General features: G+C 62.6%; 19 protein-coding genes. 4 read left to right on the top strand and 15 right to left on the bottom strand.

Translation table 11 applies throughout. The annotated features are described in order from the left end of the window. Positions 1-175 precede the first annotated feature (175 nt). From ABIB57_RS08840 to ABIB57_RS08795, 10 genes are all read right to left on the bottom strand, one after another. On the bottom strand, positions 176-601 hold the full coding sequence (locus ABIB57_RS08840; protein ID WP_354040085.1) for a F0F1 ATP synthase subunit epsilon: 426 nt from the start codon (positions 599-601) through the stop codon (positions 176-178). Between the two features lie 73 nt (positions 602-674). Continuing rightward, entirely contained in the window at positions 675-2,114 is a 1,440-nt protein-coding gene (atpD, locus tag ABIB57_RS08835) for a F0F1 ATP synthase subunit beta (RefSeq protein ID WP_354040083.1), read from the bottom strand. Positions 2,115-2,135: 21 nt separating this feature from the next. Continuing rightward, a complete protein-coding gene (locus tag ABIB57_RS08830) occupies positions 2,136-3,020 on the bottom strand; it encodes a F0F1 ATP synthase subunit gamma (RefSeq protein WP_354040081.1) in 885 nt (294 codons plus the stop codon). Positions 3,021-3,104: 84 nt separating this feature from the next. Further along, positions 3,105-4,640, bottom strand: coding sequence for a F0F1 ATP synthase subunit alpha (gene atpA, locus ABIB57_RS08825; RefSeq protein WP_354040079.1), 1,536 nt, complete (start codon positions 4,638-4,640; stop codon positions 3,105-3,107). Continuing rightward, a complete protein-coding gene (locus ABIB57_RS08820) occupies positions 4,640-5,242 on the bottom strand; it encodes a F0F1 ATP synthase subunit delta (protein ID WP_354040077.1) in 603 nt (200 codons plus the stop codon). The genes atpA and ABIB57_RS08820 overlap by 1 nt, the downstream gene beginning before the upstream one ends. Positions 5,243-5,418: 176 nt before the next feature. Beyond that, complete coding sequence (locus ABIB57_RS08815) at positions 5,419-5,724, bottom strand: BrnA antitoxin family protein (RefSeq protein ID WP_354040075.1); 306 nt, start codon at positions 5,722-5,724, stop codon at positions 5,419-5,421. Further along, positions 5,714-5,980: a BrnT family toxin gene (locus ABIB57_RS08810; RefSeq protein WP_354040073.1), complete on the bottom strand. Its 267-nt coding sequence runs from the start codon at positions 5,978-5,980 to the stop codon at positions 5,714-5,716. Before ABIB57_RS08810 ends, ABIB57_RS08815 begins: the two co-directional genes overlap by 11 nt. Before the next feature lie 58 nt (positions 5,981-6,038). After that, entirely contained in the window at positions 6,039-8,207 is a 2,169-nt protein-coding gene (locus ABIB57_RS08805; protein WP_354040071.1) for a primosomal protein N', read from the bottom strand. A 61-nt stretch (positions 8,208-8,268) separates the two neighbouring features. After that, on the bottom strand, positions 8,269-8,943 hold the full coding sequence (locus ABIB57_RS08800) for a L,D-transpeptidase (RefSeq protein WP_354040069.1): 675 nt from the start codon (positions 8,941-8,943) through the stop codon (positions 8,269-8,271). A gap of 63 nt (positions 8,944-9,006) precedes the next feature. Further along, positions 9,007-9,339 carry a hypothetical protein gene (locus ABIB57_RS08795; protein WP_354040067.1) on the bottom strand — a complete coding sequence of 111 codons (333 nt, stop codon included), beginning with the start codon at positions 9,337-9,339 and terminating at the stop codon, positions 9,007-9,009. A 222-nt stretch (positions 9,340-9,561) separates the two neighbouring features. On the opposite strand from ABIB57_RS08795, the gene ABIB57_RS08790 reads away from it, so the two are divergent. After that, positions 9,562-9,753, top strand: coding sequence for a hypothetical protein (locus ABIB57_RS08790; RefSeq protein ID WP_354040065.1), 192 nt, complete (start codon positions 9,562-9,564; stop codon positions 9,751-9,753). Between the two features lie 8 nt (positions 9,754-9,761). Here the strand turns inward: ABIB57_RS08790 and ABIB57_RS08785 are convergent, their stop codons facing one another. Then, positions 9,762-10,727: an omptin family outer membrane protease gene (locus ABIB57_RS08785; RefSeq protein ID WP_354040063.1), complete on the bottom strand. Its 966-nt coding sequence runs from the start codon at positions 10,725-10,727 to the stop codon at positions 9,762-9,764. 90 nt (positions 10,728-10,817) lie between these two features. On the opposite strand from ABIB57_RS08785, the gene ABIB57_RS08780 reads away from it, so the two are divergent. The 3 genes from ABIB57_RS08780 (at position 10,818) to ABIB57_RS08770 (ending at position 14,522) form a co-directional block, all read left to right on the top strand. Beyond that, positions 10,818-11,747, top strand: coding sequence for a tyrosine recombinase XerC (locus tag ABIB57_RS08780; protein WP_354040061.1), 930 nt, complete (start codon positions 10,818-10,820; stop codon positions 11,745-11,747). A 210-nt stretch (positions 11,748-11,957) separates the two neighbouring features. After that, entirely contained in the window at positions 11,958-12,908 is a 951-nt protein-coding gene (locus ABIB57_RS08775) for a DMT family transporter (protein WP_354040060.1), read from the top strand. Between the two features lie 87 nt (positions 12,909-12,995). After that, positions 12,996-14,522, top strand: coding sequence for a hypothetical protein (locus ABIB57_RS08770; RefSeq protein WP_354040058.1), 1,527 nt, complete (start codon positions 12,996-12,998; stop codon positions 14,520-14,522). A 287-nt stretch (positions 14,523-14,809) separates the two neighbouring features. On the opposite strand, the gene ABIB57_RS08765 is transcribed toward ABIB57_RS08770, so the two are convergent. The 4 genes from ABIB57_RS08765 to ABIB57_RS08750 are packed head-to-tail and all read right to left on the bottom strand — an operon-like array spanning position 14,810 to position 16,976. Further along, positions 14,810-15,592, bottom strand: coding sequence for a succinate dehydrogenase iron-sulfur subunit (locus ABIB57_RS08765; protein ID WP_354040057.1), 783 nt, complete (start codon positions 15,590-15,592; stop codon positions 14,810-14,812). Between the two features lie 24 nt (positions 15,593-15,616). Next, on the bottom strand, positions 15,617-15,910 hold the full coding sequence (locus ABIB57_RS08760; RefSeq protein WP_354040056.1) for a hypothetical protein: 294 nt from the start codon (positions 15,908-15,910) through the stop codon (positions 15,617-15,619). Continuing rightward, positions 15,907-16,347 carry a DUF3052 domain-containing protein gene (locus ABIB57_RS08755; protein ID WP_354040055.1) on the bottom strand — a complete coding sequence of 147 codons (441 nt, stop codon included), beginning with the start codon at positions 16,345-16,347 and terminating at the stop codon, positions 15,907-15,909. The genes ABIB57_RS08760 and ABIB57_RS08755 overlap by 4 nt, the downstream gene beginning before the upstream one ends. After that, a complete protein-coding gene (locus ABIB57_RS08750) occupies positions 16,347-16,976 on the bottom strand; it encodes a DUF1684 domain-containing protein (RefSeq protein ID WP_354040053.1) in 630 nt (209 codons plus the stop codon). Before ABIB57_RS08750 ends, ABIB57_RS08755 begins: the two co-directional genes overlap by 1 nt. Between the last annotated feature and the right edge of the window lies 1 nt (position 16,977).

Here is a 16,977-nt window from a genome sequence, read left to right as displayed (position 1 = left end):
ACACAATTGCCCGCCCATATCCCCACATACAAAAAGCCGCCCCTTTCGGAGCGGCTAATATGTCGAGGGCGTGTTGAGTTTTAGGTCAGGCCCACCGGAGCGGAGCGTACATAAGTACCGGAAGCGCAGATAACTGCCGTTCGCAGACCGGCATCACCTGAAACTCGACATACCCTTAGTGGACGTGAGCGCCGTTGAGCTGCCCGGCTTCGATGGCGAGGTTCAGCAAGCCGCTGACCACGTCTTGAGCATATGACTTGTCTTCGAACGACTGCGCCTGTGCCAACTGCTCTTCGGCCGACTTGATCTCGGCTGCGAGTTCCGCGTGGTCGAACTCGGCATAGGGCGAGGCCTCTTCCGCCAGAATGGTCAACCCGTCGGGCGACACGTCGGCAAAGCCGCCGCGCACGAAATAGATCTCGTCGCGCCCACCCTGGCCACTGACCGTGATGAAGCCCGGCTTCAGCGTCGTCATGAACGGCGCATGGTCGTTCATCACCGTGAAATAGCCCTCGGTGCCCGGCACCGTGACCGAGGTCACGACTTCCGACAGCACCAGCCGCTCGGGCGACACGATCTCGATCTTGAGGCCTTCAGCCATTCACTCGGTCCTTTAGCAAGAAATCCAGCATGCTGGCTGGCCCGCCGCGAACGGCGGGCCGATTGGCGACAAATCAGGCGGCCTGTGCGGCCAGCTTCTGGGCCTTCTTGACCGCATCCTCGATGGTGCCGACCATGTAGAAGGCGCCTTCGGGAAGGTGGTCATATTCGCCAGCCACCAGGCCCTTGAAGCCCTTGACGGTGTCTTCGAGCGATACGAACACGCCCGGCGTACCGGTAAAAACTTCAGCAACGTCAAACGGCTGGCTCATGAAGCGTTCGATCTTGCGAGCGCGCGCCACGGTCAGCTTGTCCTCTTCGGACAGCTCGTCCATGCCCAGGATGGCGATGATGTCCTGCAGCGCCTTGTACTTCTGCAGCACTTCCTGCACGCTACGCGCCACGCGGTAATGCTCTTCACCCACCACCAACGGATCCAGAATACGCGAATTCGACGCCAGCGGATCCACCGCCGGATAAATTCCCTTTTCCGAAATCGCCCGGTTCAGCACGGTCACGGCGTCAAAGTGCGCGAACGAGGTCGCCGGCGCCGGATCGGTCAAATCGTCGGCGGGCACGTACACGGCCTGCACCGAAGTGATCGAGCCCTTGTTCGTGGTGGTGATGCGTTCCTGCATCGCGCCCATGTCGGTCGCCAGCGTCGGCTGGTAACCCACGGCGGACGGGATACGACCCAGCAGAGCCGACATTTCGGCGCCGGCCTGGGTGAAGCGGAAAATGTTGTCCACGAAGAACAGCACGTCCTGGCCTTGGTCGCGGAAGTTTTCCGCAACGGTCAGGCCGGTCAGCGCCACGCGGGCACGGGCACCAGGGGGCTCGTTCATCTGGCCGAACACGAGGGCGCACTTGGAACCGGCGGCCGAGCCACCGTTCTCATGGGGGTCCTTGTTCACGCCCGATTCGATCATTTCGTGATAGAGATCGTTGCCTTCGCGGGTGCGTTCACCCACGCCCGCGAACACCGAATAACCACCATGCGCCTTGGCGACGTTGTTGATCAGTTCCTGGATCAGCACGGTCTTGCCCACGCCGGCGCCGCCCATCAGGCCAATCTTGCCGCCGCGTGCGTAGGGAGCGATCAGGTCCACGACCTTGATGCCGGTGACCAGAACCTGGCTTTCCGGGTTCTGCTCGGCAAAGCTCGGTGCGTCCTGGTGGATTTCGCGCTTGTCGGTTTCGCCGATCGGGCCGGCTTCGTCGATCGGCTCGCCGATGACGTTCATGATGCGGCCCAGGGTCGCTTCACCCACCGGCACCATGATGGCAGTGCCCAGATCGGTCACTTCGGCGCCGCGCACCAAGCCTTCGGTAGTGTCCATGGCGATGGTGCGCACGGCGTTTTCGCCCAGATGCTGGGCTACTTCCAGCACCAGACGCTGGCCATTGTTGTAGGTTTCCAGCGCATTGAGGATCGCGGGCAGGTGGTCGTCGAATACGACGTCAACCACGGCGCCGATGACCTGCGATACGCGACCGGCCTTTTTGTCTGCCATTTGTTGGTCCTCGCTTGAGAGTTAGAGCGCTTCCGCGCCCGAAATGATTTCGATGAGTTCTTTGGTGATCTGGGCCTGGCGCTGGCGGTTATAGCTCAGCTGCAGCTGCCCAATCATTTCGCCAGCGTTCCGGGTCGCATTGTCCATCGCGGACATCTGCGCGCCATAGAACGAAGCGCTGTTTTCCAGCAGCGCGCGCAGAATCTGCACCGAGATATTGCGCGGCAGCAGGTCTTCGACGATCGCCTCTTCGCTGGGCTCGTATTCGTAGGGGATAGCGGCGGCCGCGGCCTCGCCTTCGCCCTTGGCCGGCAACTTTGCCGGAATGATCTGCAGCGCCGTCGGCACCTGGCTGATCACCGACTGGAAGCGCGCGAAGAACAGGGTCGCCACGTCGAATTCGCCGGCATTGAACATCGCCAGCACCTTTTCGGCGACCTGGCTGGCCTGGGCGAACCCGACCTGCTTGATCTCACGGAAATTGAAGGTGTCGACGATATTGTCCGGATATTGCCGGCGCAGGATTTCATGGCCCTTGCGGCCCACAGTCAACATTTTGACCGTCTTGCCCTGGCCAATCAGCTTGGCCGCATGCTCGCGCGCCAGACGGGCGATCGAGGAATTGAAGCCGCCGGCAAGCCCACGCTCGCCGGTCGCCACGATCAGCAGATGCACCTGGTCCTTGCCATTGCCACCCAGCAGAACGGGGGCATTGGCCTGGCCATCATAGACCGCGCCAAGCGCTGCCAGCACCTTTTCCATGCGCTCGGCATAGGGGCGCGCAGCCTGGGCCGCATCCTGGGCACGGCGCAGCTTGGCCGCCGCAACCATCTGCATGGCCTTGGTGATCTTCTGCGTCGACTTGACCGAGTCGATTCGGTTCTTGAGGTCCTTCAGCGAAGCCATGGGGCCCCTGCTCCTTATGTGGCCTTCGGAGCGTGACCGGCAAAAGTGAGTTTCACTTTTGCCGCGCGATCACGCGACGACGAACTAAGCCGCGTAGCTCTTCTTGACGTCGTCGAGCGCAGCCTTGAGCTGGGCGCGACTGTCATCGGACAGCGCCTTTTCGGTCGCAATGGTGCTCAGCAGCGCAGCATACTTGCCGCGCAGGGCCGACAGCACCGACTTTTCGAAGTCCGCGACCTTGTTGACCGGCAGGCTGTCGAGATAGCCATTGGCGCCGGCAAAGATCACCGCGACCTGCTCTTCCATCTTGAGCGGGCTGAACTGGGGCTGCTTGAGCAGCTCGGTCAGGCGCGCACCACGATTGAGCAGACGCTGGGTCGAAGCGTCCAGATCGGAACCGAACTGCGCGAAGGCGGCCATTTCGCGATACTGCGAAAGTTCACCCTTGAGCGAGCCGGCGACCTGCTTCATCGCCTTGACCTGCGCGGACGAGCCCACGCGGCTCACCGACAGACCAACGTTCACGGCAGGGCGGATGCCCTGGAAGAACAGGTTGGTTTCGAGGAAGATCTGACCGTCGGTGATCGAAATCACGTTGGTCGGAATATAGGCCGACACGTCGTTGGCCTGGGTCTCGATCACCGGCAGAGCGGTCAACGAGCCCGAGCCGTGAGCTTCGTTCAGCTTGGCGGCGCGTTCCAGCAGGCGCGAATGCAGGTAGAACACGTCGCCCGGATAGGCTTCGCGACCCGGCGGACGACGCAGCAGCAACGACATCTGACGGTAGGCAACGGCCTGCTTGGTCAGATCGTCATAGGCGATCACGGCATGCATGCCGTTGTCGCGGAAGAACTCGCCGATGGCGCAGCCGGTGAACGGCGCGATGTACTGGAGTGGTGCCGGATCGGACGCGGTTGCGGCGATGACGACCGAATACTGCAGCGCACCGGCTTCTTCGAGTTGGCGCACGAACTGTGCCACGGTCGAACGCTTCTGGCCGATGGCAACGTAGATGCAATACAGCTTGTCGGTTTCCGACGCGTTGGCGTCGTGGGCCGGCTTCTGATTGAGGAAGGTGTCGAGAATGATCGCCGACTTGCCGGTCTGGCGATCACCAATGATCAGCTCGCGCTGGCCACGGCCGACGGGGATCAGCGCATCGATAGCCTTGAGGCCAGTCGACATCGGCTCATGCACCGACTTGCGCGGCAGAATGCCCGGCGCCTTGACGTCGACGCGGCGGCGTTCAGTATGCTCGATCGGGCCCTTGCCATCGATCGGATTGCCCAGACCATCAACAACGCGACCCAGCAGGCCCTTGCCGACCGGAGTATCCACGATCGAGCCGGTGCGCTTGACGACGTCACCTTCCTTGATCGAACGGTCATTGCCGAAGATCACGACGCCGACATTGTCGGTTTCGAGGTTCAGCGCCATGCCCTTGATGCCGCCCGGGAACTCGACGAGCTCACCGGCCTGCACCTTGTCCAGGCCATAGACGCGGGCGATACCGTCACCGACGGAAAGCACCTGACCGACTTCGGAAACCTGGGCTTCCTGGCCGAAATTCTTGATCTGGTCCTTGAGGATCGCAGAAATTTCCGCGGCTTTGATGTCCATTATCCGACCTCTTTCATGGCGATCTTCATCGCAGCGAGTTTTGTCTTGAGGGAGCTGTCGATCATCTGGCTGCCGACCTTCACCTGAAGGCCGCCAATCAAGGAGGAATCGACGAATTGGTTGAGCGTAACGGTCTTGCCAATCTTGGCCTTGAGCGTCTCCGCGAGGTCAGCGACCTGCGCGCCTGTCAGCGGCGTCGCCGAAGTCACGTCGGCGGTCACTTCGCCACGCGCCTTGGCGGCGAGTTCGCGGAAGCCCACGATGATCTGATCGAGCGCGAACAGGCGCCCGTTCTTGGCGACCAGCTTGAGGAAATTCGCCACCAGCGCGTTGGTGTTGGCCTTAGCCAGCAACGCATCGAGCGCGCCTGCCTTGGCATCGCCGGTGATCACCGGCGAACGCAGGAAGCGGGCGAAATCTTCGCTCTCCCCGATCAGCCTGGAAATATCGGACAGCGACGTCTCCACGGACGCCAACTGGTTCTCGCTCTCAGCGAGATCGAACAGCGCCGACGCATAAGGTCGTGCGATCTGCACAAGCACTGAATTCTGCGCTGCCAATGCCGCATCACCCTCTTGGTTGCCGCCTGCCTCTTCGTCCAAAACTCGAAGGAATCCAGGCGGTCGCTGACGCTTGTTGTTTTTATGAGAAAGAGGCCGTCTGGAGACCCCTTCAAAGTCGCGCCCGCTCTAACACGACCCTCGCGCGGCTTGCAAGGCTTGGAGCCGAGATTCCCGCGCGGTGAAAGTGTCGCAGGGGCGGTTTAGGCAAGCCCAGCTCAAGCCTGTTTCTTGGACTGCTTCAGACTCTCGGCCAAAACCGCGTTCATCCGCGTCTGCCAACCGGGCCCGTCGGACTTGAAACCATTGAGAACATCCTGATCCAGCCGCAGGCTGACGGACACTTTGGGCGCCGCCGATTTAGGCCGTCCAGGCATAGGCAGCCCGCGCTCCGCAAAGAACTGCTTTGCCGGAACGGATCGGCGCATTGCCTCCTCAGTCAGTTCAGGCGTGTCCTCATCCGGGACGCCATAGATGCGCTTTGGCCGCTTTGCTTCACCCGCACTTCTAGGATCACGCTCCATAGCGTCGATAGTCCTTTCTGCTGAACTGCCGCATGGTGATTATCCTGATCTTGCCATCGCGGACAGTGAAAGCGATGTGATAGCCCGTGCCATCGTTAGCGAGCCCACGGGCAATGAAGCGGTCTTCACCATAGTCCCGTCTAAGGTCTACTTCGATGATCGCGGCATCCCATGGGAAATGGCTTGCCATCTCGAACGCGACGCCGTGCTTGGTCTTGTTGGAAGAATTCTTCGTCTCGTCCCATTCGAAGTCCATCGAGCCCCCTCAATGTAATCCGCTCAGCCCCTGCCGTCAATTTTTGTATATACGGAAATTACATAAAGCTCATCGGATCGATATCCACTTGCACGCGCAGGTTGCCCGTTACCCTCTCCGCCGATCCCAGCCAGAACCGCACGTACCCCGACAAATCGAAATCCTTGCCGCTTTGCGCCAGGAGCCGCACCCGGTGCCGCCCGCGCACCATGGCGACCGGCGCATCGGCCGGGCCGAACAGTTTGACCCCATCCGCCATCGGCGCCGCCGACAGCAGTTTCTTGGCGAACCCCATCGCAGCATCGTGTTCGTTGGCCGAGACAATCAGCGCGGCCAGCCGCCCGAACGGTGGCAGCCCACCGGCTTCCCGCGCCATCAGTTCGTGCGCATAGAACGCCTCGCGATCACCGCTGACCATCGCCTTCATCACCGGATGGTCGGGATGATAGGTCTGCAGGAACGCCTTGCCGGTGCGTGAGGCCCGGCCGGCCCGGCCAGCCACCTGGGTCAATATCTGAAATGTCTTCTCCGCTGCACGCGGATCGCCATGCGCCAACCCCAGATCGGCATCGAGCACGCCAACGACCGACAGCTTTTCGAAATGGTGCCCCTTGGACACCAGTTGCGTGCCGATGATCAGGTCGAACTCGCCCTTTTCGATCTCGGCGAATCGGTCGCGCAATTGCGCATTGCTGCCCATGTCAGACGACAGGATGACCCGCCGCGCATCGGGAAACCGCGCCGCAGCCTCCTCTGCCACCCGCTCGATCCCCGGCCCGACCGCGGTCAGCGTATCGGGCTCGCCGCACTTGCCGCACACTTTTGGCGTGCGCACTTCATGCCCGCAATGATGGCACATCAGCACGCCGCGGAATCGATGCTCCACCATCCAGGCCGAACAATCCGGGCACTGATATTGGTGCCCGCAGGCGCGGCACAGCGTCAGCGGGGCGTAACCGCGCCGATTGAGGAACAGCAGCGCCTGCTCGCCTCGCTCGATCGCCGCAAACACTTCGCGCGCCAATTGTGGCGCGATCCACTGCCCCTTTTCCGGCCCGTCCACGCGCATATCGATGGTGGTGATATTGGGCATCGCCGCCTCGGCAAAGCGCGAGGTCAGCAGCACATGCGCGTAACGCCCCACATTGGCATTGTTGCGCGTCTCGACCGACGGCGTCGCCGACGACAGGATCACCCGTGCATTGGCCAGGTGTGCCCGCACCACCGCCATGTCGCGCGCATGATAATTGACGCCCTCCGCCTGTTTGTAGGCGCCGTCATGCTCCTCATCGAGCACCAGCATGCCTAGTTCGCGAAACGGCAGGAACAGCGCCGAGCGCGCGCCCACGACTGCCCGCACCGTGCCGTCCAGCACCCCGCGCCACACTTTGCCGCGCTGCACCGGCGTCATGTCCGAATGCCACTCGGCCGGCCGCGTGCCGAACCGTTTGGTGAACCGCTCGAGGAAAGTATGCGTCAGCGCAATCTCCGGCAGCAGGATCAGCGCTTGCCGCCCGGCCCGCAGCGTATCGGCAACCGCCTCGAAGAACACCTCGGTTTTGCCGCCCCCGGTCACCCCGTCGAGCAGCGCCACGCCAAAGGCGTGCGGGTCGAGCGCCGTGATTTGTTCCAGCGCAACCTGCTGTTCGACGTTCAATGTGGCAATCGAGCTGTCTGGATCGGGCGGCAACACAATCGGCGGCGGCGCCATTTCCAGTCGCTCCACTGCCCCTGCCCGCTCCAGCCCCTCGATGACCGAGAGCGAAACCCCGGCCGCGCCAATCAGCGCCGGCTTGGGCCACGCCATATCGTCATTGAGCACATCGAGTACCCGCAGCCGTGCTGGCGTCAGCTTGTCCGGCTCGAACCCGGTCCGCCGAAACGCCACTACCGGCTTGGGTGCGTCCAGCGCCTCGCTTGAGCGCAACACCGCCCGCAGCACCTGCCCCGGCGGCGCCAGCGTATAGCGCGCCACCCATTCCACCAGCTTCAGCAATTCCTCGCTGAGTGGCGGCACTTCGTAAGCGTAGCCGATGTACTTGAGCCGATTATGGGCAAAATTGTCCTTGGGCAGGCCCCAAACCACACCCAAGGTCAGCCTCGGCCCCAGCGGCACCGCGACGATCGAGCCGCGCGTCACCGCCATGCCCGCCGGCACGCGATAGGAATACGGCCCCTCGACCGCCACCCCCACCATCACTGCCACAATGTCCGGACGATCCAGCATAGTACCCGCTTTGTTCACTGCGCAAACATAGGGATTGCGCAGTGATTCTGCGAGCCGCCCCCTACATCACCACGAGGATCGAGCCGGTTTTCACCGAATCGGCCAGGTGGATGACATCCTGTTGCAGCAGGCGCACGCAGCCGCTCGACACGGCCTTGCCGATGCTGGTCTCGTCGGGATTGCCGTGGATGCGATAGATGGTATCGACCTGGCCCTGATGGATATACATCGCCCGTGCGCCCAGCGGATTGCCGATCCCCGGCTCCATGCCGTGCCGGTACTGTTCCAGCTCCGGCTGGCGGTCGATCATTTCGGATGGCGGCGTCCAGGTTGGCCACTTCTTCTTGTAGGCGATATGAGCGCGGCCGGCCCACGCAAAGCCATCGCGGCCGATACCGACGCCATAGCGCGTTGCCATTCCGGCATCGCCCACATGGTAGAGGAAGCGGTTGGCGGTATCGACCACAACTGTGCCGGGCTTTTCGCCGGTCGGATCGACAACCTGCTGGCGCCAGTACAGCGGATCAACCAGCGTCATGTCGGCGGCGCGCAGGGAATAGCCCTCGTCGACCAGCGGGCCATACATCATCGCCACGTCGGCCGGCACGGCGTGGCGCGGCTCGACGACTTCGACAAGGCGTGGCGGCGTGGTTGTGGCGCAGCCTGCCAAAGCCAGGGCCGAAAGGCTGGCAGCGCTCGCCAGGAACTGGCGGCGGCCAAGAGAAACATTGATCATAGCAATACTCGGATGAGCGGCCGGGCGGCCGCGGAAAACAAAATGGTGAAGCTGACTTGCGGCTTAGCCCAGCCTGGGCGGCGGCAATTCCGCCTCGGGCGTTGCCGCCGTCAGCGGGGGCATCATGGCCCGTGCGAGGTGGTGGCCGATCGATGGCCGCACGGTCGAAACTGTCGTCACCATAACGCCCAGATCAGGATGACAGGGCAACAGGCGCTTGCCCCCCACAAGGTGGCACCCCACCACGATCCGATCCGACGCCGGTCCGGACACTGCGCTATCGCTGGGAATTGACGTCCATAGCGGTCCCCGCACGCCCGCGCCCAGCGAAACGCTGGGTGCGCTCAGGGCAACCAGTGCCATGATCAGGGCCAAAATGCTGAGGAAACGCGTCATGCTCCCCCTGTATCGCGCGCTTCTGCCCCATGAAAGGTCTGTCACGCCGCCGTGTAGCCGCCTGGGCGCATCCCGGCGCGCAGTGGTGCAAATTGGCTACAGAAAGCAGCGCGCCCGAGAAGCGAGAGCTAGTTTTCGCCGCAATGCTCGTCGCCGCAGACCTGCTGACAGGCCCTGACAGCAGCCGGGCGCATGCTCATTCTCCAAGCCAAGGAGGATGTCATGACCGACATGACCGATCGTCTGCCAGCCCACAACGACCTCGTCGCCATCGCCGAACGCGCCAGCCTTTACCAGCTGCTGCTCTCGGCGCTGCACTACCAGCGCAAGCCCCAGCCCCTGCCAACTTGGCTCTATGCCGATCTGGGCCTGCAACCGAGCCGGGACCGCGAGTTCGTGCCCCGAGGGCGGTGAAGGGCGCCCTAAAAGCTGGCCTTCAGGCCCGCGGTGACGTCGATGGTGCGCAGGTCCAGCCCCCCGCTATTGCTGCCATAGAACAGTACCGCGCCGGTGCTGGTATCGCGCACATCGCTGGTGGCCTTGGTGGTGAAAACCTGGTTATAGCGCGCCGCGACGAACAGCTGCGACGTGGGGCCTAGATCGAACGCCGCATTGGCGCCGATTGCCAGCGTGGGGCCAATATAGAGTGCATCGGAAAACCGTAGGTCGCGCTGCCAATGCTCGTCGGCCGAGCGACCGAACACCGTCACCCCGGCGCGCAACATACCGCCCAAATGCAGCCTGCCGCTGTCCATCTGCCCGTCGACGCCTGCAAAGACCGAGGGCAATTGTTGGCGATAGGTGACCACCGGCCCCGCCGGAATATTGAAGCTGTTATTGCGAAACCCGCCGGTGCTGTAGAGCGCGCTGCCGCCGGATGCCGTCCATTGCACGTCGCTATATTGCAGCCCGCCATTGAGGTTGATCGAGCCAGTCTCGCCTCGCACCAGATCGTAGCCCAAAGCCGCGCTGCCGCTGGCGAAATAGTCCAGTTGTGTATCTGGATGCTGGCTTCGGTCGGTCCAGTCATCGGGCCCATCCCCGGGCACGAAAGGACCGGCGCCGTCATAGTCGCGCCAGTCATAGTCTTGCATGTAGGAACTGCCCGATAGCGCCAGCGCGCCCTCGGCCTTGAGCGTGAAACCATTACTGAGTTGCACATCGGCGCCACTGCGCAAAACCGGCGCTGTGCTTTGCCAGGTCAACTGGCTCAGCGTGTGATTGCCGTCGAACACGAACTCATTGGCCCTTAGGTTCATGGCGCCGATGCTGGCCGAAAAGACCACGCGCTGATCCAGCGTATCGTTGCTGATATCCTGCGCCAGCGCGGGAGCGCAGCCCAGCATGAGCGCCAGCCCGGCGCCACATCGCCATGATGATCGCAGCATGATGGGTTGTGCTCCACGTTCTCTTGTCTCCTGTATAAAGCCATTATGGCGTTAAACAACGCTTTACCACCTGCGCCGAGACTGTTGGCCATGGCCGATTCTGCCTTCGCCACCGATGAAACCGTTCGCGCCCAGATCAATCTGTGGCAGCGCGACCTTGGCTCGGTGCGCCGCCTCGCCGACAATACGCTCGAGGCCTATTCCCGCGATCTCGATCAGTTCCTGACCTTCCTCAGCGCTCATACCGGCGGCCCCGTCACCCTCGCAACCTTCCGCGAACTTCGCGGCGCCGACATCCGCGCCTTCATGGCCCAGCGCCGTAATGACAGTCTCGGCTCGCGCTCACTGGCGCGGGTGCTATCGGCGCTCAAATCCTTTTTCCGCTTCCTCGAGCGTGAAGGCGTCGTCACCACCGAAGCGCTCAACATCATTCGTACCCCAAAACTGGCCCGCTCGCTGCCCAAGGCCCTGACGGTGATCGAGGCGCGCAGCACCATAACCACCACGGCCGAACTGGAAGAGCGCCCCTGGGTCGCCGCCCGCGACATGGCGGTGCTGTCGCTGTGCTACGGCGCGGGCCTGCGCATTTCCGAAGCGCTCGCCATCACCCGCGGCGATCTTGAGGACACGGCGCTGCGCGTCACCGGCAAGGGCGGCAAAATCCGCCTCGTGCCGCTGATCGACGCCGTGCGCCGTTCCATCGATACCTATCTGGAAATCTGCCCGTTCAAGCTCTGGCCCGAAGAGCCGCTGTTTCGCGGCATCAAGGGCGGTGTGCTGTCGCCCCGCCTGATCCAGCTTCGTGTCGCTCAATTGCGCGGCGCCCTCGGCCTGCCGCCTTCGGCCACCCCGCATGCGCTACGCCATTCCTTCGCCACCCATCTGCTCAGCCGGGGCGGCGACCTGCGTGCCATTCAGGAACTGCTCGGCCACGCCTCGCTCTCGACCACGCAAATCTATACCGCCGTCGATACCGACCGGCTGCTCGACAGCTACCGCAAGGCTCATCCCCGCGGCTGAATTGATTAGCATCCTATTGGCTTTACAGCCGCTGGCCCGCAATGCTACCAAGCTGGCATGCACTCGACCGCCAATCTCCTCCTTACGATCTGGCTTTCTGGCACCCTTCGGGCCCGGACCGAGCGCTGACGACCTAAGCGATCATGTTCACCGGCCCGCCCTCGTGGCGCTCCGGTGTGCTACAGGCGGGTCCTTCCAGGACTTCACACAATGTCATCGCCTGCCGCAGTCCCCTCCGCCGCCAGCGCCGCCGATCCTCTGGGCTATGCCTTCGCCATGGGCGGAGCGATCCTGTTCTCGTCAAAATCGATCCTGATCAAGCTCGCTTATGCCGAGGGCGCGCCGACCGAAACCCTGCTCGCCTTGCGCATGCTGGTGGCGCTGCCGGTCTATGTGGTCATCTTTTTCGTGCTGCTGCGTCGCCAGCCTGAATTGAAGACCAAGCTGACGCCGAGGCTGGTGCTGCCCGCCATGGCCACCGGCATCCTGGGCTATTACGTTTCCAGCTACCTCGATTTCGCCGCGCTGAACTACATCACCGCCCAATATGGCCGGCTGGTGCTGTTCACCTATCCGTTCTTCGTGGTGCTGTTCGGCGCGCTGTTCTTCCGCGAAAAATTCGATTGGCGCATCGTGCCCGGTATGCTGGTGGCCTATGGGGGCATAGTGCTGATCTTCGGCTGGAGCTTTCTCGACCAGCCCGATGGCTTGCTGCACGGCACCCTGCTGGTGCTGACCGCCGCCGTCACCTTCGCGTTCTACCAATTGTTCGCCAAGGGCCGCATGCGCCAAATGGGCGCCGGGCTGTTCACCTGTATCGGCATGTCGACCGCCGCGCTTCTCGCCATCGCCCAGAGCATGGTCATCGGTGGGCCCGATGCCTTCGTTCATCTGCCGCACATGGTGTGGGTCTATGGCCTGGGCTCGGGCGTATTCGCCACCGTGCTCCCCTCATTCCTGATGAATGCCGCCATTGCGCGGATCGGTCCGCGGGCCAATTCCTCGACCGCGGCCTTTGGCCCGATCGTTACAATTGCCTTCGCGGTGGTGTTTCTATCGGAACCATTTACGGTCTTCCATGCCGTGGGAACTGCCTTAGTCATCCTCGGTTCAGTAATGTTCAGCCATGCAGAGCGCCGAGAAAGAAACCGCCAAGTCTAAAACTTTGGGACAAGGCTTTTGAGCGCCGCAAAGCCGCTGTAATGTGCAGCCAGGCCTTGTGGACAGACCTTTGGGAGAACGCACTTGATGATCATCACCAGTAAGCTGCTGGCATGCACCTTGGCAGGGCTTGTCCTGTCGACAGGTCTGGCACTGCCGGCCTTTGCACAAAAGATCGGCGCGCCGGCACCACCGGCCGCTACTGCCACAACCGGTGACGTCGATTTCGGTGACGACAGCGGCCAGTGGCCCAAGGACACCGAATGCGACGACTCGCGTTTTACCGGCACCGGCATGGCCACCGAGATGGACGACAGCGCCATCCGCAAGGATGCCACCGACTGTAGCGCCGCCTTTGCCAAGGGCACCATCACTCTCAAGGACACCGGTACGGCCCCGGCCGATATCGCCATCGCCACCCCGATCGACGCCATCAATTTCGGCGACGACACCAGCGAATGGAACAAGGACGGCGAGTGCGACGATCCGCGCTTCCAGGGTACCGGTTCGGCCAGCGAACTGGTCGATGCCGACCTGATGAAAGACGCCACCGATTGCAAGGCCGCCTATGAGAAGGGCACTATTACCCTCAAGGATACCGGCACCACCACCGCCGACACCCCGGTCGACATCAACAATACCGACATCGACTTCGGCGACGATAGCAGCGAGTGGAGCAAGGACGGCGAGTGCGACGACTCGCGCTTTGACGGCACCGGCATGGCCTCCGAAATGGATGACAGCGCCATCCGCAAGGACGCCACCGATTGCAGCGCCGCCTTCGCCAAGGGCACCATCACCCTCAAGGACACCGGCACCACGACTCCAGTCGCCACTACCGATGTCGATTTCGGCGACGACAGCAGCCAGTGGTCCAAGGATGGCGAATGCGACGATCCGCGCTTTACCGGCACGGGCGCAGCCAGCCAGCTGCTCGATGAAGATAAGCTGCACGACGCCACCGACTGCAAGGCCGCCTTCACCGCCGGCACCGTGACGCTGAAGAGCGACGGCACCGCCGTTCCGGTTGTTGCCAGCGGCGACATCGTCTTTGGCGACGATTCCGGCGAATATAACAATGACCAGGAATGCGACGATCCGCGCTTCGAGGGCACTGGCGTTGCCAGCGAACCGGTTGTCGAAAACCGTATGCACGACGCCACCGATTGTCAGGCTGCCGTCACCGCGGGCACCGCGACCATGAAGGCCGGCGAGACCAACGAGGCCGCTGCGTTCGATTACGGCACCGACAATTCCAAATATGCCAATGACGGCGAATGCGACGACAAGCGCTTTGTCGGCACCGGCATGGACAAGAAGCTGCTTGAGGAAGACGTCTCCAACGACGCCACCGATTGCCGCACCATGGTGGAATCGGGCGCCCTGAGCATCATCCCGGTCTACGATCCCGCCTATCTTGCCGGCGCCCCCTATGACAGCAAGGGCATCAACTTCGGCGACAATACCTCCGAATACGCTAATGACGACCAGTGCGACGACCCACGCTTCCAGGGCCCGGGCACGGCCTCGACCCTGCTCGACGGCGACCTGCGCCACGACCGCGACGACTGCAAGAAAGCCTATGAAGCCGGCACGGTCATCCTGATCGACTAAGCCGGGCCGATCTGAAAACGACAAACGGCGGGACCTGGGTCCCGCCGTTTGTGTTTGTCGCTGCCGCTATGGAAACGGCCTGCCCGGTGCCCCACCCACGGTGTCATTCCGCGAAGGCCGGAACCCATCACGAGATATCATCGCAGCCGCTCAAGTCAGGCTGAGTCGAACCGAAAGTCCGCGCCAGCGAAAACTGGGCTCTTCGAGAACCGGAGCGGAGCGTCCTTAAGTAGGTGAGCACCGGAAGCGCAGAAGAGCACAGTTCGCAGGCCGGCATGGCGTGAGGATCAAGCGGCCCGGCGTTCGACCATCATCTTCTTGATCTCGGCAATCGCCTTCGCCGGGTTCAGCCCCTTGGGGCAGACCTTGGCGCAGTTCATGATGGTGTGGCAGCGATAGAGCTTGAACGGATCTTCGAGGTCATCCAACCGCTCGGTCTGGCTCTGGTCGCGCGAATCGATCAGCCAGCGATAGGCCTGCAACAGCGCCGCGGGTCCCAGATACTTCTCCCCATTCCACCAATAGCTCGGGCACGAGGTCGAGCAGCAGGCGCAGAGGATGCACTCGTAAAGCCCGTCGAGCTTGGCCCGCTCGGGCACGCTCTGCGTCCATTCCTTGTCCGGCGCCGGCGTCGTGGTCTTGAGCCAGGGCTCGATCGCGCGATGCTGGGCGTAAAAGTTCGACAGGTCCGGGATCAGGTCCTTGACCACCGGCATATGCGGCAACGGGTAGATCTTGATCGGTCCCGAGCTGTCATCCATGCCCTTGGTACAGGCCAGCGTATTGAGCCCGTTGATGTTCATCGAACACGAGCCGCAAATGCCCTCGCGGCACGAACGACGCAGCGTCAGCGTCGCATCGACCTTGTTCTTGATCCAAAGCAGGCCGTCCAAAATCATCGGCCCGCAATCATCCAGATCGACGAAATAGGTATCGATGCGCGGATTGTCGTCGCTGTCGGGATTGTAGCGATAGATGTGATATTCGCGCAGCCGCTTGGCGCCGGCCGGCTTGGGCCAGGTCTTGCCCTTTGCGGGCCGCGAATTCTTGGGGAGCAGCAGCTCGACCATCTCGGTATTCCCTAGTCCTGAAACTCAGTAGTTCGGCTTGCAGATCTGGTTGCTGTGCGCGACGTAGTCGTTGTAGCGGACGGCATATTTCGGATCGAGCGTCTTGCCACCCATGGAGGCGATGACCACCGTCATGAAGTCGCTATCAATCAGCTTGTCGGTTGCCTCGGCCTTGCAGGAGCACAGCGTCTCATTCTGCGCGATGCCCATGCAGGTAGCGTGAAACTCGGCCTTCTGCTCCGCAGTCGGCGGCGCCGCTATCGCTGAACTCGCGCCCAGGCCCGCCAGCAACAGCCCAATAACCAACGCCGTCTTCATCTCAATTCCTTCCGGATCACCAATTTCAGGCCCGACCAGATTGCGTCGACCGCACAAACCTTCACGTCCACCAGCCCGATCGGCAGCATCACCTCGCGGATCGTGTCCTCGGTGATGTCGGTGGGCACCTTGCTTGCCTTTTTCGGCCAGCTCACCCAGATCGCCCCGGCGCGGTCGACACTATCCAGCAATGGTTTCGCGGCCGTCTCCAATTGCTGACGCGAGGTCGTAAACCCATGGATCACGTCATATCCCGGATCGCCATCGGTAAAACTCGCCCACCCCGCCTGCGCCATTTCGACAAAATGGCGGGACATGCGCAAATCGTTGAGCTCCGGCGGTAGGCTGATAAACAACACCCGCTGCCCATCCTTGAGCCCCAACTTCTGGGCGAGGGGCACGCCGGAATAGCTGGGGTCTGGCGTGGTCCCGGCCATCAATGCCCCACCGCCATTTCCCCGCCGCGCGCCGACGCGGTGAGCCAGTTATTCCTTGGCGCCAGCGGGCAGACCCAGCGCGGCGAATAATAGCACGACGGGTTATAGGCGAAATTGAAGTCGAGAATGATGCGGCCATCGGCGTCGGTGCCGAGATCGGCGCTCTTGATCGAGTCGATCAGGTAGCGGCCGCCGCCATAGGTCTCGTGGCCCGAAGTGCCGTCGCGGAACGGTAGGAAGACCCCACCGCCATAGCCACCCAGCCAATAGAGCGTCAATTCGCCACCGAAGCGTTCGGCCAAGCCGCCCGTCGTCGCAAACGGCGTCAGCGCCGCCTCGCCATCCGCGCCGGCCGACAGGAACAGCGGCTCATCGGTCTCGGGCTCGCCCAGTTCAACCGCCAACCGCAGCGCCGGGTCATAATCAAAATAGATCGGCAGCGGCGCGCCTGGCTCCAATGGGGTCTGCGCGTGATGGGCAAACAGGTCCGCTTTGGTAGTCTTCCACAACTGCCAGGCTGTGAACGGATCGGGCTCCGCCCGCACCTGCGCAAACAGGTTGGCGACCCGGAGCCGCCAGTCCCACAGCGAGGTGGTCGAAGCCAACAGCTCTGCGCCGGCCGCGGTCATG

The sequence above is a fragment of the Devosia sp. UYZn731 genome (genome assembly GCF_040546795.1).
Taxonomy (GTDB): Bacteria; Pseudomonadota; Alphaproteobacteria; order Rhizobiales; family Devosiaceae; genus Devosia.
The sequence above is the reverse complement of the archived record's forward strand: the minus strand, read 5'-3'. Positions and strand labels throughout refer to the sequence as shown.